Raw genomic sequence first — 18,089 nt, forward strand, 5'->3', positions numbered from 1 at the left:
ATTTTTAGTACCTAAGATCAATCAATTAAGCCCGCTTCCTTATCGAATTGCGGGCTTTTTTGTTTCAGGACTTTGCAATTTGATCGGTAAGCAACACCGGAGAAGATATGAAAGTAATGAAATTTGGCGGCTCGTCACTTGCGAATGACGGCATGGTCGAAAAAGTAGTAAAAATAATCGCAGAGCAATCGGGTCCTAGTGCAATTGTGTGCTCTGCACCTGCAGGTGTAACGAACCGCTTAGTAGAAGCAGTAGATACAGCAGTAGCTAATAAACAGTGGTCCGCTCCTATTTCGCAAATCTTATCTATTTTTAATGAGTTACATAGCGGATGTGTACAACGTTTTGAGATAAAAAAACAAACACAACTCAGTGATCGTTTAAATGAGATAAATACAGAGTTAGAAAAATACCACAAGTGGTTGTCTGACCGCTGCCAAGGTGTTGCCCTGTTGGGCGCTTGTCCTGACAAAATCAAAGCGCAAATATACACAAGTGGTGAGCAGCTAATGGCTAAGTTACTGCAATTGTATTTACAAGCGTTTTTGCAAAAACAAGTGGGGAGATTAAACCCCGCCCAGTTTTTGATTTCAGAGAGCGATGATTACCTCAATGCCGTAATTCATATTCCTCACAGTCAAAAACTAGCAAAATCACAGTGGCAGTCAAAACTCGCTCAAGCACGCACAAATGCATCTGCGCCGTCCATCTGGGTCATGCCGGGTTACTCTGGCGTCAATGAAAACGGTGAAGTCGTCGCCTTTGGTCGCAATGGCTCTGATTATTCAGCAACAGCTCTCGCAGCTTGCCTAAACGCTGAGTCCTGTGAAATATGGACTGATGTAAATGGGATATACAACTCTGACCCTCGCTTAGTTAAACAGGCATCTGTCCTTGCCTATTTAAGTTACGAAGAGGCGATGGAACTCTCTTATTTTGGTGCAAAAGTACTACACCCTAAGACCATCGCACCTGTGGCTCAGTTTCACATTCCTTGTATCATCAAAAACACCAACAACCCGAGTGCCAGTGGCACCGTAGTGTCGAACCAAGATAATCAAAAGGCCCAAACTTTAGAGTCTGAAAAATCCTCTAAGGCAACTCGTCCAGTATTGGTCAAAGCCATCTCAAACTTAGATCACCAATGCATGTTTGATATTTCTGGTCCGGCAATGAAAGGTATGGTTGGTATGGCGAGCCGCATAATGGCGACGGTAGCCCAAACAGGTAGCTCAATGTCACTAATTACGCAGAGCTCCTCAGAATTTAGTTTGTCTTTTTGTGTTGATGAAGCGGTTGCCGACAAAGTTAAAAAAGCATTAGATAAAGAGTTTAGATTAGAATTAAGTAACCGATTGTTAGCCCCTATTCGCTGGCAGAAATCATTGAGTATCTTGTCAGTGATTGGTGACGGTATGAAGACCAATCGTGGTATTGCAGCTAAGTTTTTTGAGGCCTTAACTCATGCCAACGTGAATATTATCGCCATTGCTCAAGGATCATCTGAACGCTCAATTTCTGCAGTAATTAAAACCACCGAAGCCGGTGTCGGGTTAAGTGCTAGCCATGCTGCGTTCTTTATTTCACAACATCCTATTGAAGTTATTTTGGTTGGCTCTGGTAATGTTGGTAACGCCCTGTTGCAACAAATAAAACAACAGCAACAACGCCTTAAACAAAAAGGTGTAAACCTGTCAGTTTGTGGTATCGCTAATTCACAAAAAGCCCTGCTCAACAAAGATGGAATTGATTTATCTCAATGGCAACATTTATTTGAATCCAACGCTCAGCCCTACCAAGGAAGCGAGTTGGTGACATGGGCCAAAAAACAGCCGTTTGTTAATCCCGTTTTTGTTGACTGTACGGCCAGTGATGTAGTTCCTAAGCTTTATTTAGAAGCGCTGTCGTTGGGTTGCCATGTCGTTACACCTAATAAAAAAGCCAATACTCAGTCTTTGTCGTTTTATAACAAACTTCAGAACGTGGCATTGAGTCACCACCGTCAATATTTATACGAGACAACGGTTGGTGCTGGACTACCCGTAATTGATAATCTCAAAAAGCTGCAACATGCAGGTGATGAGGTAATTGCATTTAACGGTATTCTGTCTGGGTCTTTGTCGTTTATTTTGGGCCTGTTGGACGAAGGAAAACCGTTTTCTGAAGCGACCAAAGAAGCCAAAGAAAAATGCTTTACCGAACCCGACCCTCGTGATGATTTAAGTGGTATGGATGTCGCACGCAAAGTATTGATTTTGGCTCGAGAAATGGGACTAGACCTAGAAATGTCAGACATTGAGCTGGAGTCATTATTACCAGAACAGTTTGACGCAAGTGGCAGTATCGAAACATTTATGAATAATCTCCCGCAGGTCGATAACGCAATTTCGACGGTTGTCTCTAAAGCAAGAGACCAAGGCAAAGTATTGCGCTATGTCGGCGAAATCACCAACAGCGAAGATGGTCCACGCGCTCGTGTGTGTCTAAAAGCAGTGGGACCGCATGATCCACTGTATAGCGTAAAAGGTGGAGAAAACGCATTAGCCTTTACGACTCTGTATTATCAACCTATTCCTTATGTCATCCGCGGCTATGGTGCAGGTAATGAAGTTACGGCGGCGGGTATTTTTTCTGACATTTTAAAAACTCAGAATTGGCAAAAAGAGGTACATTAATGGTGGTTTCTGTTTATGCCCCAGCGTCGATTGGTAATGTCAGTGTTGGTTTTGATTTGTTAGGTGCGGCAATTCAACCCATAACTGGAGAGCTGTTGGGTGATGTCGTTCATGTTAAGGTATGTCACCCTTTACCGAGTCATCAAGTTGATAACACTCAAACTCACCAAGTCAGTTTGTTAATTAACGGCCCATTTGCGGACAAATTACCAGTAGAAGCTGAACAAAACATTGTTGTCATGTGCGCTCGATACTTTTTGGAGCAAGTCACCAAACAGCCATACCAACTTGAGCTTGCCTTGGACAAGAACCTGCCAGTTGGCAGTGGCCTAGGCTCTAGCGCAAGTTCAGTCGTAGCGACCTTAAAGGCACTTAATCTTGCATTTGACGATGTACTTTGCAACTCAGACTTGCTCAAACTGATGGGCGAATTTGAAGGTAAAATTAGTGGAGAAATTCACTATGACAATGTTGCCCCGAGCTTTTTAGGTGGTTTGCAGCTGATGTTGACAGATCTTGAAGAAGTCAGCTCTTCTATACCTGCAATCCCTAATTGGTACTGGATTGTTGCTTATTCTGGCCATTCTTTGTCGACCAAAACCATGCGGTCGTTGCTGCCAAAACAGTGCGCTTTACAGACTAGTTTAGAAGCGATGCAACGCCTCGCTCAATTTGTCCATGCAAGCCATAGCGGAAATGCGGAAATGGCCGCCAAAGCATTGGTGGACGTTATCGCAGAGCCTGCCCGTGCCGAAGCAATTCCTGGTTTTGTTAATGCCAAACAAGCATTACAAAACATCGGCGTCCTAGCCTCTGGAATTTCTGGTAGTGGCCCAACTCTCTTTGCCGTTACCGACAACCTTGCTCTAGCTGAAGAGGCACAAACATACCTAGAGCAAAATTACGTAGAGAGCCAGCTAAGTGGTTTTTCACACATTTGTAAAATAGATAATCAAGGCTGCAGATCAATAGATACTGCAGATCAAAAGGAGTAATGATGCAGCTTTATAACTTGAAACACCCAGACCAGGTGGTCTCATTTAAAGAAGCGTCGATCAAAGGTCTGGGTAAAGACCGAGGACTGTTTTTTCCAACTCACATACCGCAATTAGACCAAATCGACGAACTTTTGCAGTTGGACTTTTTAACTCGATGCGAACGAGTCGTTTCAGCTTGGATTGGTGATGAATTTGAGCCCGTGATAATTCGCCAAATGGTCGAGCGCGCCTTTGTATTTGACGCACCGCTCGTCAAGGTCAAAGATGGCTTACACAGTCTAGAATTGTTTCACGGTCCAACCTTGGCTTTCAAAGACTTTGGCGCCCGTTTTATGGCCCAGGTATTAAGTCGAATTGCTTCTGAAAATATCGCAGATGGAACGCCTGACGATCCAAACAAAAGCACCAATAAAATGACCATCCTAACCGCAACTTCAGGTGATACCGGAGCTGCAGTGGCCGATGCGTTTTACCAAATCGATAACATAGACGTGGTTGTCTTATACCCTGATGGCAAAATATCTGAGGCGCAAAAACGACTATTTACAACCCTTGGAGACAACATTTCGGCGGTAGCTATTAAGTCTGATTTTGATGCTTGTCAGCGCCTAGTGAAATTGGCCTTTGAAGATGCAGATATCAATGATGAACTTGGTTTAAACTCTGCAAACTCTATTAATATATCTCGTTTACTAGCCCAAATCTGTTATTACTTTGAGGCCGTTGCGCAATTTGTTCAGCAACAAGGGCCAGGGTTCGTTCTATCAAATGAGACCGCGCCGGTGATTTCAGTACCGAGTGGTAATTTTGGCAATTTAACCGCAGGCTTGTTTGCAAAGGCTATGGGGCTTCCTATTAAGCACTTTATTGCCGCGACCAACAGCAATGATACAGTACCTCGATACCTAAATGGCCAAAACTGGCAGGTCAATCCAACCGTAGCAACTATGTCCAATGCCATGGACGTTTCAGACCCGAGTAACTGGCCTCGTGTTGAAGCGATATTTGAAAAAATGGGCTGGTCCCTTGATCAATTAAAAGGTATCTCTATCAATGAAGCTCAAACTCAAGCCGCTCTTTTGGCACTAACAGAACATGGATATATGGCGGAGCCTCATGCCGCGGTTGCTTTTGATGCAATTCGACAATTGGTAGGCGATAGTGAAAACGCGATCTTTTTGGCGACCGCTCATCCAGCTAAATTTAAAGAGGTCGTTGAGTCTGTGTTAAAAACACCTGTTAAGATGCCTGAAAAGTTGCGATTAGCGATGGAGCTAGAAAGTCATTTTGAGCACTGCGAAGATGACTTCCCCGCTCTAAAATCTCTACTGTTAAAACATTAAACTTGGTACAAAAAAAGGCCGCTCACTATTTGAGCGGCCATCACATCCATGTGACTCGTCGTTCCTGTTTTATCAGTATATTTTCCTTTTTAAATCAATCAATAACTGGATATAAATACACGTATAAAAAAGACACTCCAATAGTCTATTTTTGCGCCATAATATAGATGAAATACTTCGTCTTGCGTTTCATACCGTTCATCACATGTCGTGTTTTAATACGTATTCACAAGACAATAATTGGTGTAATCTTAGAAAGTACACTTTTCGGTTTACACTGTTACCGATGGATTATAGAAAAACAGGGACAACCATGCCTAATTCTGGAAACTCTTATAAATTTGACTTATTGATGCGACTTCGTTTGATCGAAGTTGTTGCTCTATGGGAAGGAAAAATCAACAGTCACCACTTGATGAACGCTTTTGGAATTCAGCGTCAACAAGCCTCTCGCGATATTTCCAAATACCGAACTGAAGTTGCACCTAATAACTTAGAATACTGTCATCGCCAAAAGGCGTATATTCCTACCCGCAAGTTTAAGCCGATGTTGACGTACGGCCAGGCGGACGAATATCTACAACTTCCGCTTCACAACTATATGCTAGAAGCGTCTTTGTCACGCCTAAACTCAGCCGACACACACACTTATGGCTCTCCTGTGCCTAATCGACATATTGAGCCTGAGGTCTTACGCGCGCTAATTCAAGCCTGTGAGCACAATCACCGACTGGAAGTTGACTATCGTTCGGTGAACGATCCACAGCCTGATGGCCGAGTGATCTGTCCGCATTCTATTGTATATGCAGCGAATCGTTGGCACGTACGAGCTTACTGCGAGAAAAATCAGGAGTTCAGGGATTTTGTACTGACAAGATTTTTTGGTAAGCCAGAAAAAGAGCGTGGCACTGCCCAGTTTAAGCGTGAGCACGACAAACTTTGGAACACTAAAGTCACTGCGGTTATTACACCAGATCAGCGTCTGAGCGCTGAACAGCAGTTTGTTATTGAGCACGACTACAGTATGAAAAAAGGTAAGCTAGAGATCGAAGTTCGCGCTTGTCTACTTGGATATTTGTTGCAAGAACTGCGGATTGATGGACATTCAATACACGCAGATCCAAAAGCACAACAAGTCATAGTACAGAACATTGATGACCTTAAGCCGTATCTGTTTAGTTAATTCAACAAGAGTCGACGAACAAGTAAACAAAAAGGAGTAACACAGTTACTCCTTTTTTAATGTTAATAGACTTTAATACAACCTAACCACTATCCTACCTGTGCGTGTTGCCTGACTAAATTGTGATAAACATGGTGTAAGTTATCAAGATGTTCTCTTGAAGTATTACCTTCTGCTATCAAGGCTTGAATTGTTTGGTCTAAGTTATACAACGACTGCCTTGTCGTCACATCACTAACCATACTTTGCAGCCAAGTTATTGCGGCAATTCGAGTCCCTTTAGTCACTGGTGTTACTCGATGCAGGCTACTAGACGGATACATAACTGCATATCCGGCGGGTAATTTGACAGTTTGTTCGCCAAACTCTGTTTTAATTATTAGTTCGCCCCCTTCATACTCATCGGGGTTCGACAAAAATAACGTCATCGACACATCACTTCGAAGTACTTCATTATTCGATATACCATTTATAGACGGCATTCGCATAATGGCAGCATCGACGTGAAACCCGTAGTGTTCGGACTCGGTGTAGCGATTAAAACACGGAGGGAAAATTTTATGAGGCAAAGCGGACGATACAAACTTAGCCGTCGAGCCAATTCGGGCTAGAACATCGTTCGCCAATTGGCGAACGATATCATCTTCTGGGTTTGCTTGATGGTTGTTCTTTACAGATGCAGCCATTCCCATCGCGGTTTGCGTACCATTATCCCAACTCGCCTTTGCAAGGTTTTCAAGATAAATGGCTACGTCAGATTCTGACAGTAACTGCTCAACAACAACCATAGTTTGCCCTTAATATGTCTAGTCTAAATTAGAATTGGTAGTTTACAGTAAAGCGTACCGTACGTGCATCACCTAGGTACATGAACGAACCTGAGCGGTATGCAGCCGTCCAATATTCTTTGTCTAGCGCATTGCCCACATTAACGCGCAAGGTTAAATCTTCTGTCGCGTTGTAGTTAGCAAATAGGTTAAGGACTTGATAACTTGGTACGATGATGCTGTATTGACCCGTCTCTGCGTTGTAACCAGCTGCTGTGTCCGGCTGACCACCGTACATCTCAGACTGACCTGAGTAGTCACCACCAAACGCCCACGTTTCATTTGGTTGATAACGCAATTGAATGTACCAGCTCTTTTCAGCAAAGTTTGATAGTGCTAAGCCTTCATTTTCTTCATTAAAAGACTCGAGTACTTCAGAATCCATTACCGTCGCAGATGCTTGCATGCTTAATGTGTCGTTAATGTCACCCGCTAAGCCAAGCTCGAGACCTTTAACGCGGTTTTTACCTGTGTTCAAGGTGCCAAGTGATGAGTAATCATTACCTACACTTTCCATCACATCGTCTTTGGTCATTTGGAAAAGTGCCGCCGTAGCCATTAGTTTTTCGTCAAAGAATTGCCATTTGGTGCCTAATTCTATGTTTTCAACTAACTCAGGATCAGACTGTTTAACTTGGTCAGGATCACCACACAAACCACCATAACCACAGTTCGCACCTAAGTCAGACTCACCGCCATTGATGTTAGTAGCGGTACTGTAGTTTAGGTAAACATTACCGTTTTCAGCGATGTCGTAAAGAATACCAGCGTGACCGTTGTACATGTCGTCTGAGTAATCAAACGCCAGTTCATTACCACGGCTGACAACATCATTGGTGTAATCAAAGCTGTCTTGACGCAAACCTAAGAAAATTTGGGTTTTGTCATTAATTTTGATGGTATCCATGATGTAAGCTGAGAAGGTATTAATACTGAACTGTGCATCTGCAATACCGCGCTCATATGTGCGTCCCATGAGGCTACCAATATTGTCTAATTGGTTACCCGCTCCATCTAGAATACAATAAGCACCTGACACGCCACGACGACCACCCACCAAACAATTGGTTGGATTTGCGTATTCAATATCATAGACACCGTTGTCGACTGATTCATCTGTATATTCGACACCAGCAACAAACTTATGATTAAGACCAGCTAAATTAACCGACTTGATAAAGTTAAATTGAGTCGCAAAATACTCAACATCTTGCCAGCCTTGATGAGTACTCATTGACAATGTATCTGCACCTGGTGCAACTGGATCGCTCACATCACGAGTTGTGCCTCTTACACCTGTGGTGATATAGCCATTTTCTGTTTTACCAAAACGGGTCGTATTGTAGAACAGTGTGTCTTCGTCAATTTGGTAGTCGGCACGTAATGTAAAGGTAGAGACTTCTGAGTTTTGGAAATCTTCGTCTTGGGCATAAACCGGAATACCTTCAATTGGATACTGGGCATCACGGTCATAGTAGCTACCTAAATCAGGGCGATCTTCAGCGTTTAGGAAGTAATAATCTGCCGTTAGTGAAAGCTTGTCCGTTGCTAAATGTGTTGCTGACAACTGTAGGCCTTGGCGTTCGCGTTCTATGCTATCACGACCCGGCTTTGTTTCATCAGCAATAAGCGCGTTAACTCGAACCGCCGTTTGATCTGACACAGACTTGTTGTAGTCAGCCGTAAAACGCGTGTAGTCATCGGTACCAAATGATGCATCGACACGACCAAAGTCATAGGAAGTTGATGCCTTTTTAGTAACGCTGTTTACCGCACCACCTGAAGAACCACGGCCGGCAAATGTTGAGCTAGGACCTTTGGTAATTTCAACGCGCTCTGTGGCAAAACTCTCACGAGTCGTCATACCTGGGTCGCGAAGACCATCAACAAACACGTCGCTACGAGCTTCGTGACCACGAATGATATAGCGGTCACCAAATGCATTACCATTTTCACCGGTACCAAGAGTCACACCTGATTGCGCCGATAAGATCTCGCTTAAATCAGAACGGCCAGAGTCGCTGATTTGGTCTTGAGTCAATACATTAATGACTTGTGGCGTTTCTATTAAGTCGTTGACACGACGCTTGTCACCAGACTTATCAAAGTGATAAATAGAATGACGAACACCGTGTACTTTAATGTGTTCGATTTCTTCATCCGCTTTTGTGCTTTTTTTTGTTTCACACTCTTGCGTTATCGACTGCTGTGTTGCTGACTTTTGACAATCAACTTGATTAGTTTCCGCTGCGAATACACCTTGCGTAAACAAGGCGGTCGAGCCCAACGCAATTGAGGTCATTAACGCAGGTGCGCTCAAGCCAGGTAGTGTGTTTTTATTGCTGGTTTCTGCCCTTTCTGTTTTGTTTGTTTTTTTGTGTGCCATCGTTGTTCCATTTGATTTACCGCTTTTAAATGCAATTACTTAAAAGCAAGGGGGTGAATAATGGCGGCGATTATGGATCACAAAACAAAACATGTAAATGAGAATCACTCTCATTTGTATTATTATTTACATTTCTTTACGTTCATACCTGGAACTTTTTCGCAATTAACGTGTTGTTAAGTAGCACAGTAGGATATTCTTACACCTTGTTATATGAGGTACTTGTTTTGCAAAATCTGCGTTCTTTGTTTTCTATTAATCACTTGTTAGCTGGTTTTACTGCTGTGCTAATAGGTTATGCCAGCTCAGTGATCATCATTATTCAAGCCGCTTCGGCTGCAGGTGCTTCAACCGAACTCATTACTCACTGGATGTTTGCTCTAGGATTAGTCATGGGGGTAAGCTCGATTGCCCTGTCTTGGTTTTATAAACAACCTGTATTAACCGCTTGGTCTACGCCAGGTGCTGCTATGCTCATCCTGATTTTGGGTGACTACACGGTAACAACGGCATTAGGCGCGTTTGTTGTAACGGGCTTAATGATCATGGCCACCGGATTCATCAAACCTATTGTTTCGGCGTTAGAGCGTGTTCCTCCAGCCTTGGCTGCGGCAATGTTAGGTGCGATTGTTTTACCGTTTTGTGTTGATGCTTTTGCAATGCTAGCGACAGAGTCTGTCGTGTTTATCGCTATGTTAATTGCATATATTGCAACTAAACGCCTTGCTCCAAAGTACACTATGCTCGCATTGGTTGTAGTTGGTATTAGCAGTGCAATTATCGCCGGTGCATTTGACTCTACCTCGTTGAATCTATCTATAAGCTCAGCTAAATGGCTTACTCCTGAGTTTGATTTGATGGCCATCTTAAATATCAGTCTGCCACTGTACTTAGTCAGTATGCTTTCGCAAAATCTGCCGGGTATTTCAATGATCAAAAGCTTTGGTTATCAGCCTAGCGTTAAACCTATTTTAACTTCAACCGGCGCTGCTACTGCTGGTTTTGCACCGTTTGGAGTGTTTGCAGTTAATCTAGCGGCGATTTCAGCGGCCCTTGTTCTTAATGAGGACGTCGATAAAAACAAAGACAAACGATACCTAGCGGCAATCTGGGCGGGCGTGTTTTACATCATCGCAGGGCTTTGGGCACCGCTTGTCGTTGATATCTTTGTGGCGTTACCGAGTTATGTTGGAGTGATTTTAGCTGGCTTTGCGCTATTGGGTACTTTAGTGATGTGTTTACAAACGGCGTTTCAAACCGAAGCCGACCGCGAAGCCGCATTATTCACTTTTGTTATCACTCTCTCGGGAGTTACATTCATCGGACTAAATGCGACTTTAATTGGCTTGCTCATCGGTTTGTTATACAAACGCCTGTTTAAGTAACAGGTCATTGGTAACGAGCGCGAATCGTTTTAATAATGTCTCGCCAAGATACAATGCCGACGGGTTTGTGATTTTCATCGACGATTGGGATACAAGAAATTCGATTATCGTCAAAAATTTCTACTACCCGTTTTATCCGATCTTTTGCTTTGAGTGTAATGGGATGACGACTCATAATTTGATGAGCTCGCTTGTTAAGGGTCGCCCGATCTGTTGGCTTTTCTGCCGCTGTATCTATATTAGGGCTCAAGGCTTTTAGAACATCACGGTCTGAAATTACCCCCACCAGCACGCCTTTATCTACCACCAACAAGTGATGAAAATGAGTGTGACTAAAAATATCATTTGCCGTCTGTAAGGTGTCGTCCATTTCTACCGTTACGACAGGTTTTGACATTATGTCTTCGACAAATACTTGAGTCATACCATCTCCTTATTTACTCATAACCACTTATGTTTGATCTAATGTTTTAGTATATAGACAAGCCAAGCTCTTCTGCCAAATCGGCAATTATATGTTTGCCTACCACAGAATTACCAAAGCCATTCAGTGGCGGCGACCAAGCACAGATAACACCATAATTAGGGACGATAGCAACAATGGCACCACCGACCCCACTTTTGGCTGGCAAGCCAACTGAAAACGCAAACTCGCCAGATTGATCGTACATACCACTAGTAGATAAAATTGCGTTGATCCTATGGGCATCTTTTTTACTGCATACTCGCTCACCCGTACAGGGGTTTTTGCCTTTATTGGCCAAAAACAACATGCTTTTGGCCAACTGCTCACATGACATGGTAATAGCACATTGTGTGAAATAGTGATCTAGCACTTCAGGAACTGACGCTTCGATATTATCAAAGCTCTTCATCAAATAGGTCAAAGCCGCGTTTCTGCTGCCGTGTTTCAACTCAGATTCGAATACCGCATTGTCTATAAACACACTTTCGTCGTCGGCTAACCGTCGAACATAGTTAAGTACTGCGAGTTTACTTGCAGAATAATGACTGACCAATACATCTGCGACCAGTAACGCACCAGCATTAATGACCGGGTTACGAGGAATACCTTTTTCCCATTCTAATTGAATAATCGAGTTAAAAGCCTGACCCGACGGCTCCATATGCACTCGCTGCCACAAATCATCACCGAGTCGGTTCATTGCCATTACCAAGCCAAATATCTTTGACACACTTTGAATTGAAAATGGTACTCGACTATCTCCAGCTCCCACCACATCACCATCAATAGTCGCAATCGCAACACCTGCCAAACTCGGGTTGACCTGCGCTAAGGCTGGAATGTAATTTGCCGTTTTACCTTCTAAATACTTTGCTCTGTGCTTATTTAAAACGTTAGACAAAACCGAGGAAGGATTAGGGATATTTTGTAGCACTAAAATGAGACTCCTGTTTTATATTACGAGTGTTAGAACCAAATTAACTCACTGAGCTCGAACATTAAAAGTGTAGCATGTTCGGTTTTTTCGAAGGATATCTTCTTGATTTCAAATTGTCGAAATCTTCAATAACTGTCTATGCTTTTTAGCACGGATTTGTAATCAACCTGATATTGGAGATGTCATGTCGAATTCTACTGATAAACAACACAACCCGAGCCAATGCCCGGTCATGCACGGTTCTAACACCTTAAAAAAGGGACCTGGTACAACTAATAGCGACTGGTGGCCCAATCAACTCAATTTAAGAATACTGCGTCTCAATGACAAAAAATCTAACCCTCTTGGCGACGATTTTGATTACAAAGCCGCATTCAATCAACTTGATTTAGCAGCGGTAAAAAAAGATTTAGAAAACCTAATGACCGACTCTAAAGATTGGTGGCCCGCTGACTATGGTCATTATGGGCCGTTTATGATCCGAATGTCTTGGCACGCGGCAGGTACCTATCGCGAAGGAGATGGGCGTGGTGGTTCAAACACTGGCAATCAACGATTTGCGCCGATTAATAGTTGGCCAGACAATGGAAACCTAGACAAAGCCCGACGTTTACTTTGGCCGATTAAGCAAAAATACGGCAACAAGCTAAGTTGGGCCGATTTGTTTATTCTTACCGGGAACGTTGCCCTCGAATCAATGGGGCTTAAAACTTTTGGATTTGCTGGTGGTCGCGAAGATATATGGGAGCCAGAAGAAGATATTTATTGGGGCGCCGAAACAACTTGGCTTGATAACGAACGATACTTTGATGACCGCGAGCTGGAGCTACCGTTAGCGGCTGTTCAACACGGCCTAATTTATGTTAACCCGGAAGGCCCTGACGCCAATCCAGATCCTTTGGGTTCCGCTCGTGACATTAGAGAGACGTTCGGCCGTATGGCTATGAACGATTACGAAACGGTCGCCCTCACTGCTGGTGGCCACACCTTCGGTAAAACTCACGGAGCGGGCCCAGAGTCACATATGGGTCCAGACCCTGAATCAGCTCCGATAGAAGAAATGGGTTTTGGCTGGACCAGCGATTATAAAAGCGGTAAAGGTCGTGACACCATTACCAGCGGTTTAGAAGGTGCATGGACTTACACGCCGACGAAGTGGGATATGACCTATCTAGAACTCCTACTTGGCTATGAATGGGAACTTTCAAAAAGTCCTGCCGGAAAGCATCAATGGGTGCCTAAAGATCTAAAAGAAGAACACATGGCACCTGATGCTGAAGACCCAAACACCAAAGTTGGGCTGATGATGAGTACCGCCGATATTGCGATGAAAGAAGACCCAGAATATCGCAAGATCTGTGAACACTTTTTAGCAAACCCAGACGAATTTGCTGATGCGTTCGCGCGCGCTTGGTTCAAATTAACCCATCGTGACATGGGACCAAAGTCACGTTATTTAGGACCAGAAGTACCCGCTGAAGATTTATTATGGCAGGATCCGTTACCTGTCCGTGACTTTGATTTAATCAACTCGGCAGACATAGATACGTTGAAAAAAGCAATTAATGAAACAGGTTTGAGTCAACAAGAGCTCGCATATACTGCCTGGTCATCTGCAGCTACCTTCCGCGCATCGGATTTTCGCGGAGGTGCAAACGGTGCGCGAATTCGATTTGAACCACAAAAAAGTTGGCCGGTAAACCAACCGGAACAGTTGGAAAAAGTACTTGTTGCATTATCGAAAGTACAGCAACAATTTAATGACAGTGCTGCAGGTAACAAGCAAGTTTCGTTGGCCGACCTTATTGTACTCGGTGGCTCTGTAGCTATAGAAAAAGCCGCCAAGTCAGCGGGTTTTAATGTTGACGTGCCCTTTACGCCAGGTCGGGTAGATGCACTAGAAGAACAAACAGATTGTGACTCTTTTGACGTATTAGAGCCTTACGCCGACGGCTTCCGTAACTACCTCAAGAAAGACTACACCCCTTCTGCTGAAGAGCTATTAGTGGACAAAGCCCAACTTATGGGCCTTACCGCTCCAGAGATGACGGTTTTAATCGGTGGCATGCGTGCCATGGATCTCAATCACAATGGCGAGCGTCACGGGGTATTAACGGATAACCCTGGGCAACTGAGCAATGACTTTTTTGTTAACTTAATGGATATGGACATCAAGTGGCAGCCAACTGACCAAAGTAGTAAAACGTTTGAGGGGTTAGATCGTAGGACGGGCGAACAGAAGTGGACTGCAACTCGAGTTGATCTGATCTTTGGCTCTAATTCAGAGCTACGTGCACTTGCAGAAGTTTACGCTCAGGATGACGCGAAAGAAAAGTTTGTCACGGACTTTATTGCCGCTTGGGTCAAGGTGATGAACGCCGATCGTTTTGACGTTTAGCAACTGAAACCTCGGTCGTTGATCGTCAACAACTGCATTAAAGCTGGTCTATCATAAGGCCAGCTTTTTTGTCATTTTCATCCTAGAATATTAGCAATGACTAATTTAGAATGTTGCCAAATAACATATTCGATATTGCATACTTATTAATCTATCGAAAACAATAAATAAGAGGTGTTTATGAAAACCTGTCCAGAACTTGTTCAGCAAATTATGCCCAACATCAAGACCATTTCAATTGATGAGTTACCAGCCAAATTAGAACAAGATAATGCGCTATTAATTGACGTACGCGAGCCAGGTGAGTTTGGCCAAGGCCACATTGATTCTGCGGTTTCTATGCCTCGTGGTGTATTAGAAATGAAAATCCACCAGCATCCAGCAGTACAAAACTACGACTCTCCTAAAGAAGCGCTACAAGCTTTGGCTGACTATGATATTTACCTTATATGCCAAGCCGGCGGTCGCTCAGCACTTGCTACTGAATCCTTACAACGAATGGGCTTCGAAAACGTCTACTCTGTCAATGGCGGAATGAACGCCTGGCAAAATAAATAAACCGAGACAAAAAAGCCCGCCAATCGTTTTTAGACGAGAGGCGGGCAAGCTTTGGTTGGAGAAGTGATCTTCAGTTAACAGCCATATCGACGCTGTAATTCGTCGTATAGCACTTGGTCAATGGGCTTTTCAGCAAATTTAGCCTTGCTCATTAAACTCGTGACTAGTTCTTGTTTGTTAACAACCTCGGGCAAACAAGCAGGCTCAGGTTTGATCGAATCAAGATGTTCGTTGCTCACTCGACTAGCATAAACGCGCTTCAAAAACTCATTGTTGGGAGCCGGTTCTGACGAAGTGTATTTCTTTTTACTTTTGACGTAGCCTTCGACTAATCCTGTAAGGTATGCCTCACAAACTGCCGAATTAACATCCTGCATGCACTGTTCGCTCAAAGCGTTTTTTCCTTTTGCTGCAATAGCTTGAGAAAATAAACTTCCAGCTAAAAAAATCGGGGTTAATAGCATCAAGCTTTTTGTCGATATTCTTTTATTTTGATTGTTCATGTCGTTTGTCGCCTCTAATTAAAGGTGGTTAAGACTGAGAAGCTGCGTGAATTACTGATCTTCGTGCCTTAGATGACGAGTGGATCAATAACGCGCCAACGACTGCAGATAGGAGTGACGCAACTAACACCCCTAATTTCACTTTGGCAAAATAACTTGGTTCCGCCGTTTCAAATGCTAACGAGCCGATGAATAAACTCATGGTGAAGCCAATACCACACAAGGCACACACGCCATAAAACTGTGCCCAATTAGCTCCTTCTGGTAACTTGGCCCAGCCCGCTTTTATCGCTAGCCAACAACAACCAAAAATCCCCAACTGTTTACCAACGAATAATCCAGCAATGATCCCAAGTGTCACTGGGTCAAATAAGGCGCTTAGTCCAACGTTTGATAAGTCCACTCCGGCATTAGCAAAAGCAAATAAGGGCAAAATAAGATACGCGACCCATGGCTCTACACCGTGCTCCATATTGCTTAGCATTGGGTTGCCATCTTCCGTTTTGACTTCAAGCGGGATAAACATCGCCAGTGCAAAACCGGCCAGTGTTGCATGCACACCTGATTTAAGAACTGCTGCCCAAACAATAATGCCCACCAAGATATAGGCAGCTTGGTAAGGAACCTTCAATCGGTTTAAAACAAATAGAATCGTCAAACCCATGCCCGCAACTATCAAAGACAGTACTGATAAGTCTTGAGAGTAAAACAGAGCAATGATCAATATCGCGCCTATATCGTCAAAAATAGCGACCGCTAATAAAAATAGCTTTAGGCTTACTGGAACTCGTGAAGCAAATAAGGCAAACACGCCCAACGCAAAAGCAATGTCAGTTGCACTCGGTACCGCCCAGCCACTCATAGCAACCGGATCCCCTTGGTTAAAACCTAAATAAAATAAAGCGGGAATAGCAATGCCAGCCAACGCACCAATGGCGGGCAATGCAATTTTATCTATCGACGATAGGTGCCCCGCCAATATTTCTCTTTTTACCTCTAGGCCCACTAAGAAAAAGAAAATTGCCATCAACCCATCGTTAATCCAAAGCAGTAGTGGCTTTTCTATTGAAAAGGCCCCGATTTGCACGACCACGGGTAAATTAAGAAAACCGTTGTAGCCATCTTTCAAAAATGAATTTGCAATCAACATGGCCAGTAACGCCGCAGTCACTAACAAAAAACCACCGAGTATTCCTTGTTGTGCCATTTGGCGAAATATTCGTTTTGTCATTTTTACACTCTCACTCGAACACTGTTGTGAGAGTTATACGCATGATGTGCCCAGGTTAAAATTCGAATAAAACAGGTTTTGTTTTCGAAATTACCGAAATAGATTACACTCTTTATGATGAAATTAGGGCTTATGACAAACAAGAGGTCACAATGAGGCAGTTGAATTATAACCACTTATACTATTTTTATGTCGTTGCACGCGAAGGGACGATCACTGAAGCTTGTAAACACCTGCATCTCACTCCTCAGACCATAAGTGGTCAAATCACCACTCTTGAAGAGCAACTTGGATTGGCCCTTTTTGAACGAAAAGGCAAGCGCCTAATTCTTAGCGATAATGGAAAAAAAGTATTTAGCTATGCGGAAGATATATTTAAGTTAGGCAATGAGTTAATTCAAAGTATCGAACCGAATACGATACACAAACGAATGACCTTCGATGTTGGCATTACCGATGTGATCCCAAAAGTCTTTTCGTATGAATTTTTAAAACCCGTTATGGCTTTCGAATTGGATATGAAACTAAATTGCCATGAGGGACGTTTGGAGCAATTACTGGCCGACATGGCGATGAACAAACTGGATTTGATCATTGCCGACCAACCCATTCCCAACAATGTAAATATAAAAGCTTACAGCCATAAAATAGCATCATGTGGTATGTCATTTTATATCGCACGTTCCGAAATAGACAAAGTCCAACGCCCTTTTCCCGAATGCCTCAATGACTTGATGTTACTGTTACCTGGTGACCAATCCAGACTCAAACATAGCCTTTTGTCCTGGCTTGAATCAAACAAACTCAACGCCAATATCAATGCAGAATTTGACGACAGCGCCCTATGTAAGCTGTTTGGTCAAGCCGGCTATGGGGTTTTTACAACACCGTCTAATATCGAGCGCCATGTTTTGGAGAATTACGATGTTGTATTAATAGGACAAACGGATGAAATACAAGAATATTTTTATATGATTTCAACTGAGCGTAAGATTAAACACCCAGCAGTCGTCTCGATTCTTGAACGCAATGACATGCTAGGCGGTGCGTCTTTAACAATTTGAGAGTTGCGAACTGAAAAACCTGGACTATGGTTAAACCATAACTTTAAATAACTGGTTTTAAATACCTTTTTTGGCCACACGTATTACCCATTAAAGGCACAAATGAGCCACTTTATATCGTTCAGTTGGGGGCAA

14 protein-coding genes are annotated in these 18,089 nt (G+C 43.3%); 8 read left to right on the top strand and 6 right to left on the bottom strand.

Annotated elements, in window-relative coordinates; genetic code table 11:
- Positions 1 to 107 precede the first annotated feature (107 nt).
- From thrA to J1N51_RS04200, 4 genes are all read left to right on the top strand, one after another.
- Positions 108 to 2,675, top strand: coding sequence for a bifunctional aspartate kinase/homoserine dehydrogenase I (gene thrA, locus J1N51_RS04185; protein WP_208832730.1), 2,568 nt, complete (start codon positions 108 to 110; stop codon positions 2,673 to 2,675).
- Positions 2,675 to 3,670: a homoserine kinase gene (thrB, locus tag J1N51_RS04190; RefSeq protein WP_208832731.1), complete on the top strand. Its 996-nt coding sequence runs from the start codon at positions 2,675 to 2,677 to the stop codon at positions 3,668 to 3,670. Before thrA ends, thrB begins: the two co-directional genes overlap by 1 nt.
- A 2-nt stretch (positions 3,671 to 3,672) precedes the next feature.
- Positions 3,673 to 5,016: a threonine synthase gene (gene thrC / locus J1N51_RS04195; protein ID WP_208832732.1), complete on the top strand. Its 1,344-nt coding sequence runs from the start codon at positions 3,673 to 3,675 to the stop codon at positions 5,014 to 5,016.
- Between the two features lie 313 nt (positions 5,017 to 5,329).
- The gene (locus J1N51_RS04200; protein ID WP_208832733.1) at positions 5,330 to 6,199 is read left to right on the top strand and encodes a helix-turn-helix transcriptional regulator; all 870 of its coding nucleotides are present in this window, start codon (positions 5,330 to 5,332) and stop codon (positions 6,197 to 6,199) included.
- Positions 6,200 to 6,288: 89 nt separating this feature from the next.
- Here J1N51_RS04200 and J1N51_RS04205 read toward each other — a convergent pair whose 3' ends face one another.
- The gene (locus tag J1N51_RS04205) at positions 6,289 to 6,987 is read right to left on the bottom strand and encodes a Fe2+-dependent dioxygenase (RefSeq protein ID WP_208832734.1); all 699 of its coding nucleotides are present in this window, start codon (positions 6,985 to 6,987) and stop codon (positions 6,289 to 6,291) included.
- Between the two features lie 28 nt (positions 6,988 to 7,015).
- Positions 7,016 to 9,412, bottom strand: coding sequence for a TonB-dependent receptor (locus J1N51_RS04210; RefSeq protein ID WP_232842855.1), 2,397 nt, complete (start codon positions 9,410 to 9,412; stop codon positions 7,016 to 7,018).
- Positions 9,413 to 9,639: 227 nt separating this feature from the next.
- Between J1N51_RS04210 and J1N51_RS04215 the strand changes: the two genes are divergently transcribed.
- Positions 9,640 to 10,797: a benzoate/H(+) symporter BenE family transporter gene (locus tag J1N51_RS04215; protein WP_208832735.1), complete on the top strand. Its 1,158-nt coding sequence runs from the start codon at positions 9,640 to 9,642 to the stop codon at positions 10,795 to 10,797.
- A gap of 4 nt (positions 10,798 to 10,801) precedes the next feature.
- Here J1N51_RS04215 and J1N51_RS04220 read toward each other — a convergent pair whose 3' ends face one another.
- Positions 10,802 to 11,221, bottom strand: coding sequence for a CBS domain-containing protein (locus J1N51_RS04220; protein ID WP_232842856.1), 420 nt, complete (start codon positions 11,219 to 11,221; stop codon positions 10,802 to 10,804).
- Positions 11,222 to 11,267: 46 nt separating this feature from the next.
- Positions 11,268 to 12,197, bottom strand: coding sequence for a glutaminase (locus tag J1N51_RS04225; RefSeq protein WP_408635884.1), 930 nt, complete (start codon positions 12,195 to 12,197; stop codon positions 11,268 to 11,270).
- A 187-nt stretch (positions 12,198 to 12,384) separates the two neighbouring features.
- Between J1N51_RS04225 and katG the strand changes: the two genes are divergently transcribed.
- Both katG and J1N51_RS04235 read left to right on the top strand, forming a co-directional pair.
- Positions 12,385 to 14,598 (top strand): catalase/peroxidase HPI, encoded by a 2,214-nt coding sequence (katG, locus tag J1N51_RS04230; RefSeq protein WP_208832736.1) that lies wholly within the window; start codon positions 12,385 to 12,387, stop codon positions 14,596 to 14,598.
- A gap of 180 nt (positions 14,599 to 14,778) precedes the next feature.
- A complete protein-coding gene (locus tag J1N51_RS04235) occupies positions 14,779 to 15,156 on the top strand; it encodes a rhodanese-like domain-containing protein (protein ID WP_208832737.1) in 378 nt (125 codons plus the stop codon).
- 74 nt (positions 15,157 to 15,230) lie between these two features.
- On the opposite strand, the gene J1N51_RS04240 is transcribed toward J1N51_RS04235, so the two are convergent.
- Both J1N51_RS04240 and nhaA read right to left on the bottom strand, forming a co-directional pair.
- Complete coding sequence (locus tag J1N51_RS04240; protein WP_208832738.1) at positions 15,231 to 15,659, bottom strand: hypothetical protein; 429 nt, start codon at positions 15,657 to 15,659, stop codon at positions 15,231 to 15,233.
- A 28-nt stretch (positions 15,660 to 15,687) separates the two neighbouring features.
- A complete protein-coding gene (gene nhaA / locus J1N51_RS04245) occupies positions 15,688 to 16,890 on the bottom strand; it encodes a Na+/H+ antiporter NhaA (RefSeq protein ID WP_208832739.1) in 1,203 nt (400 codons plus the stop codon).
- 152 nt (positions 16,891 to 17,042) lie between these two features.
- Here nhaA and nhaR point away from each other — a divergent pair, with 152 nt between their 5' ends.
- Positions 17,043 to 17,954 carry a transcriptional activator NhaR gene (gene nhaR, locus J1N51_RS04250; protein ID WP_208832740.1) on the top strand — a complete coding sequence of 304 codons (912 nt, stop codon included), beginning with the start codon at positions 17,043 to 17,045 and terminating at the stop codon, positions 17,952 to 17,954.
- Positions 17,955 to 18,089 lie beyond the last annotated feature (135 nt).

This window comes from Psychrosphaera ytuae (assembly GCF_017638545.1).
Classification (GTDB): domain Bacteria; phylum Pseudomonadota; class Gammaproteobacteria; order Enterobacterales; family Alteromonadaceae; genus Psychrosphaera; species Psychrosphaera ytuae.

Excerpts from the sequence above, each read along its gene's own strand:
- thrA (WP_208832730.1), top strand. The coding sequence starts at position 108 with ATGAAAGTAATGAAATTTGGCGGCTCGTCACTTGCGAATGACGGCATG.
- thrB (WP_208832731.1), top strand. The coding sequence starts at position 2,675 with ATGGTGGTTTCTGTTTATGCCCCAGCGTCGATTGGTAATGTCAGTGTT.
- thrC (WP_208832732.1), top strand. The coding sequence starts at position 3,673 with ATGCAGCTTTATAACTTGAAACACCCAGACCAGGTGGTCTCATTTAAA.
- J1N51_RS04200 (WP_208832733.1), top strand. The coding sequence starts at position 5,330 with ATGCCTAATTCTGGAAACTCTTATAAATTTGACTTATTGATGCGACTT.
- J1N51_RS04205 (WP_208832734.1), bottom strand. The coding sequence starts at position 6,987 with ATGGTTGTTGTTGAGCAGTTACTGTCAGAATCTGACGTAGCCATTTAT.
- J1N51_RS04210 (WP_232842855.1), bottom strand. The coding sequence starts at position 9,412 with ATGGCACACAAAAAAACAAACAAAACAGAAAGGGCAGAAACCAGCAAT.
- J1N51_RS04220 (WP_232842856.1), bottom strand. The coding sequence starts at position 11,221 with ATGACTCAAGTATTTGTCGAAGACATAATGTCAAAACCTGTCGTAACG.
- katG (WP_208832736.1), top strand. The coding sequence starts at position 12,385 with ATGTCGAATTCTACTGATAAACAACACAACCCGAGCCAATGCCCGGTC.
- J1N51_RS04235 (WP_208832737.1), top strand. The coding sequence starts at position 14,779 with ATGAAAACCTGTCCAGAACTTGTTCAGCAAATTATGCCCAACATCAAG.
- J1N51_RS04240 (WP_208832738.1), bottom strand. The coding sequence starts at position 15,659 with ATGAACAATCAAAATAAAAGAATATCGACAAAAAGCTTGATGCTATTA.
- nhaA (WP_208832739.1), bottom strand. The coding sequence starts at position 16,890 with ATGACAAAACGAATATTTCGCCAAATGGCACAACAAGGAATACTCGGT.
- nhaR (WP_208832740.1), top strand. The coding sequence starts at position 17,043 with ATGAGGCAGTTGAATTATAACCACTTATACTATTTTTATGTCGTTGCA.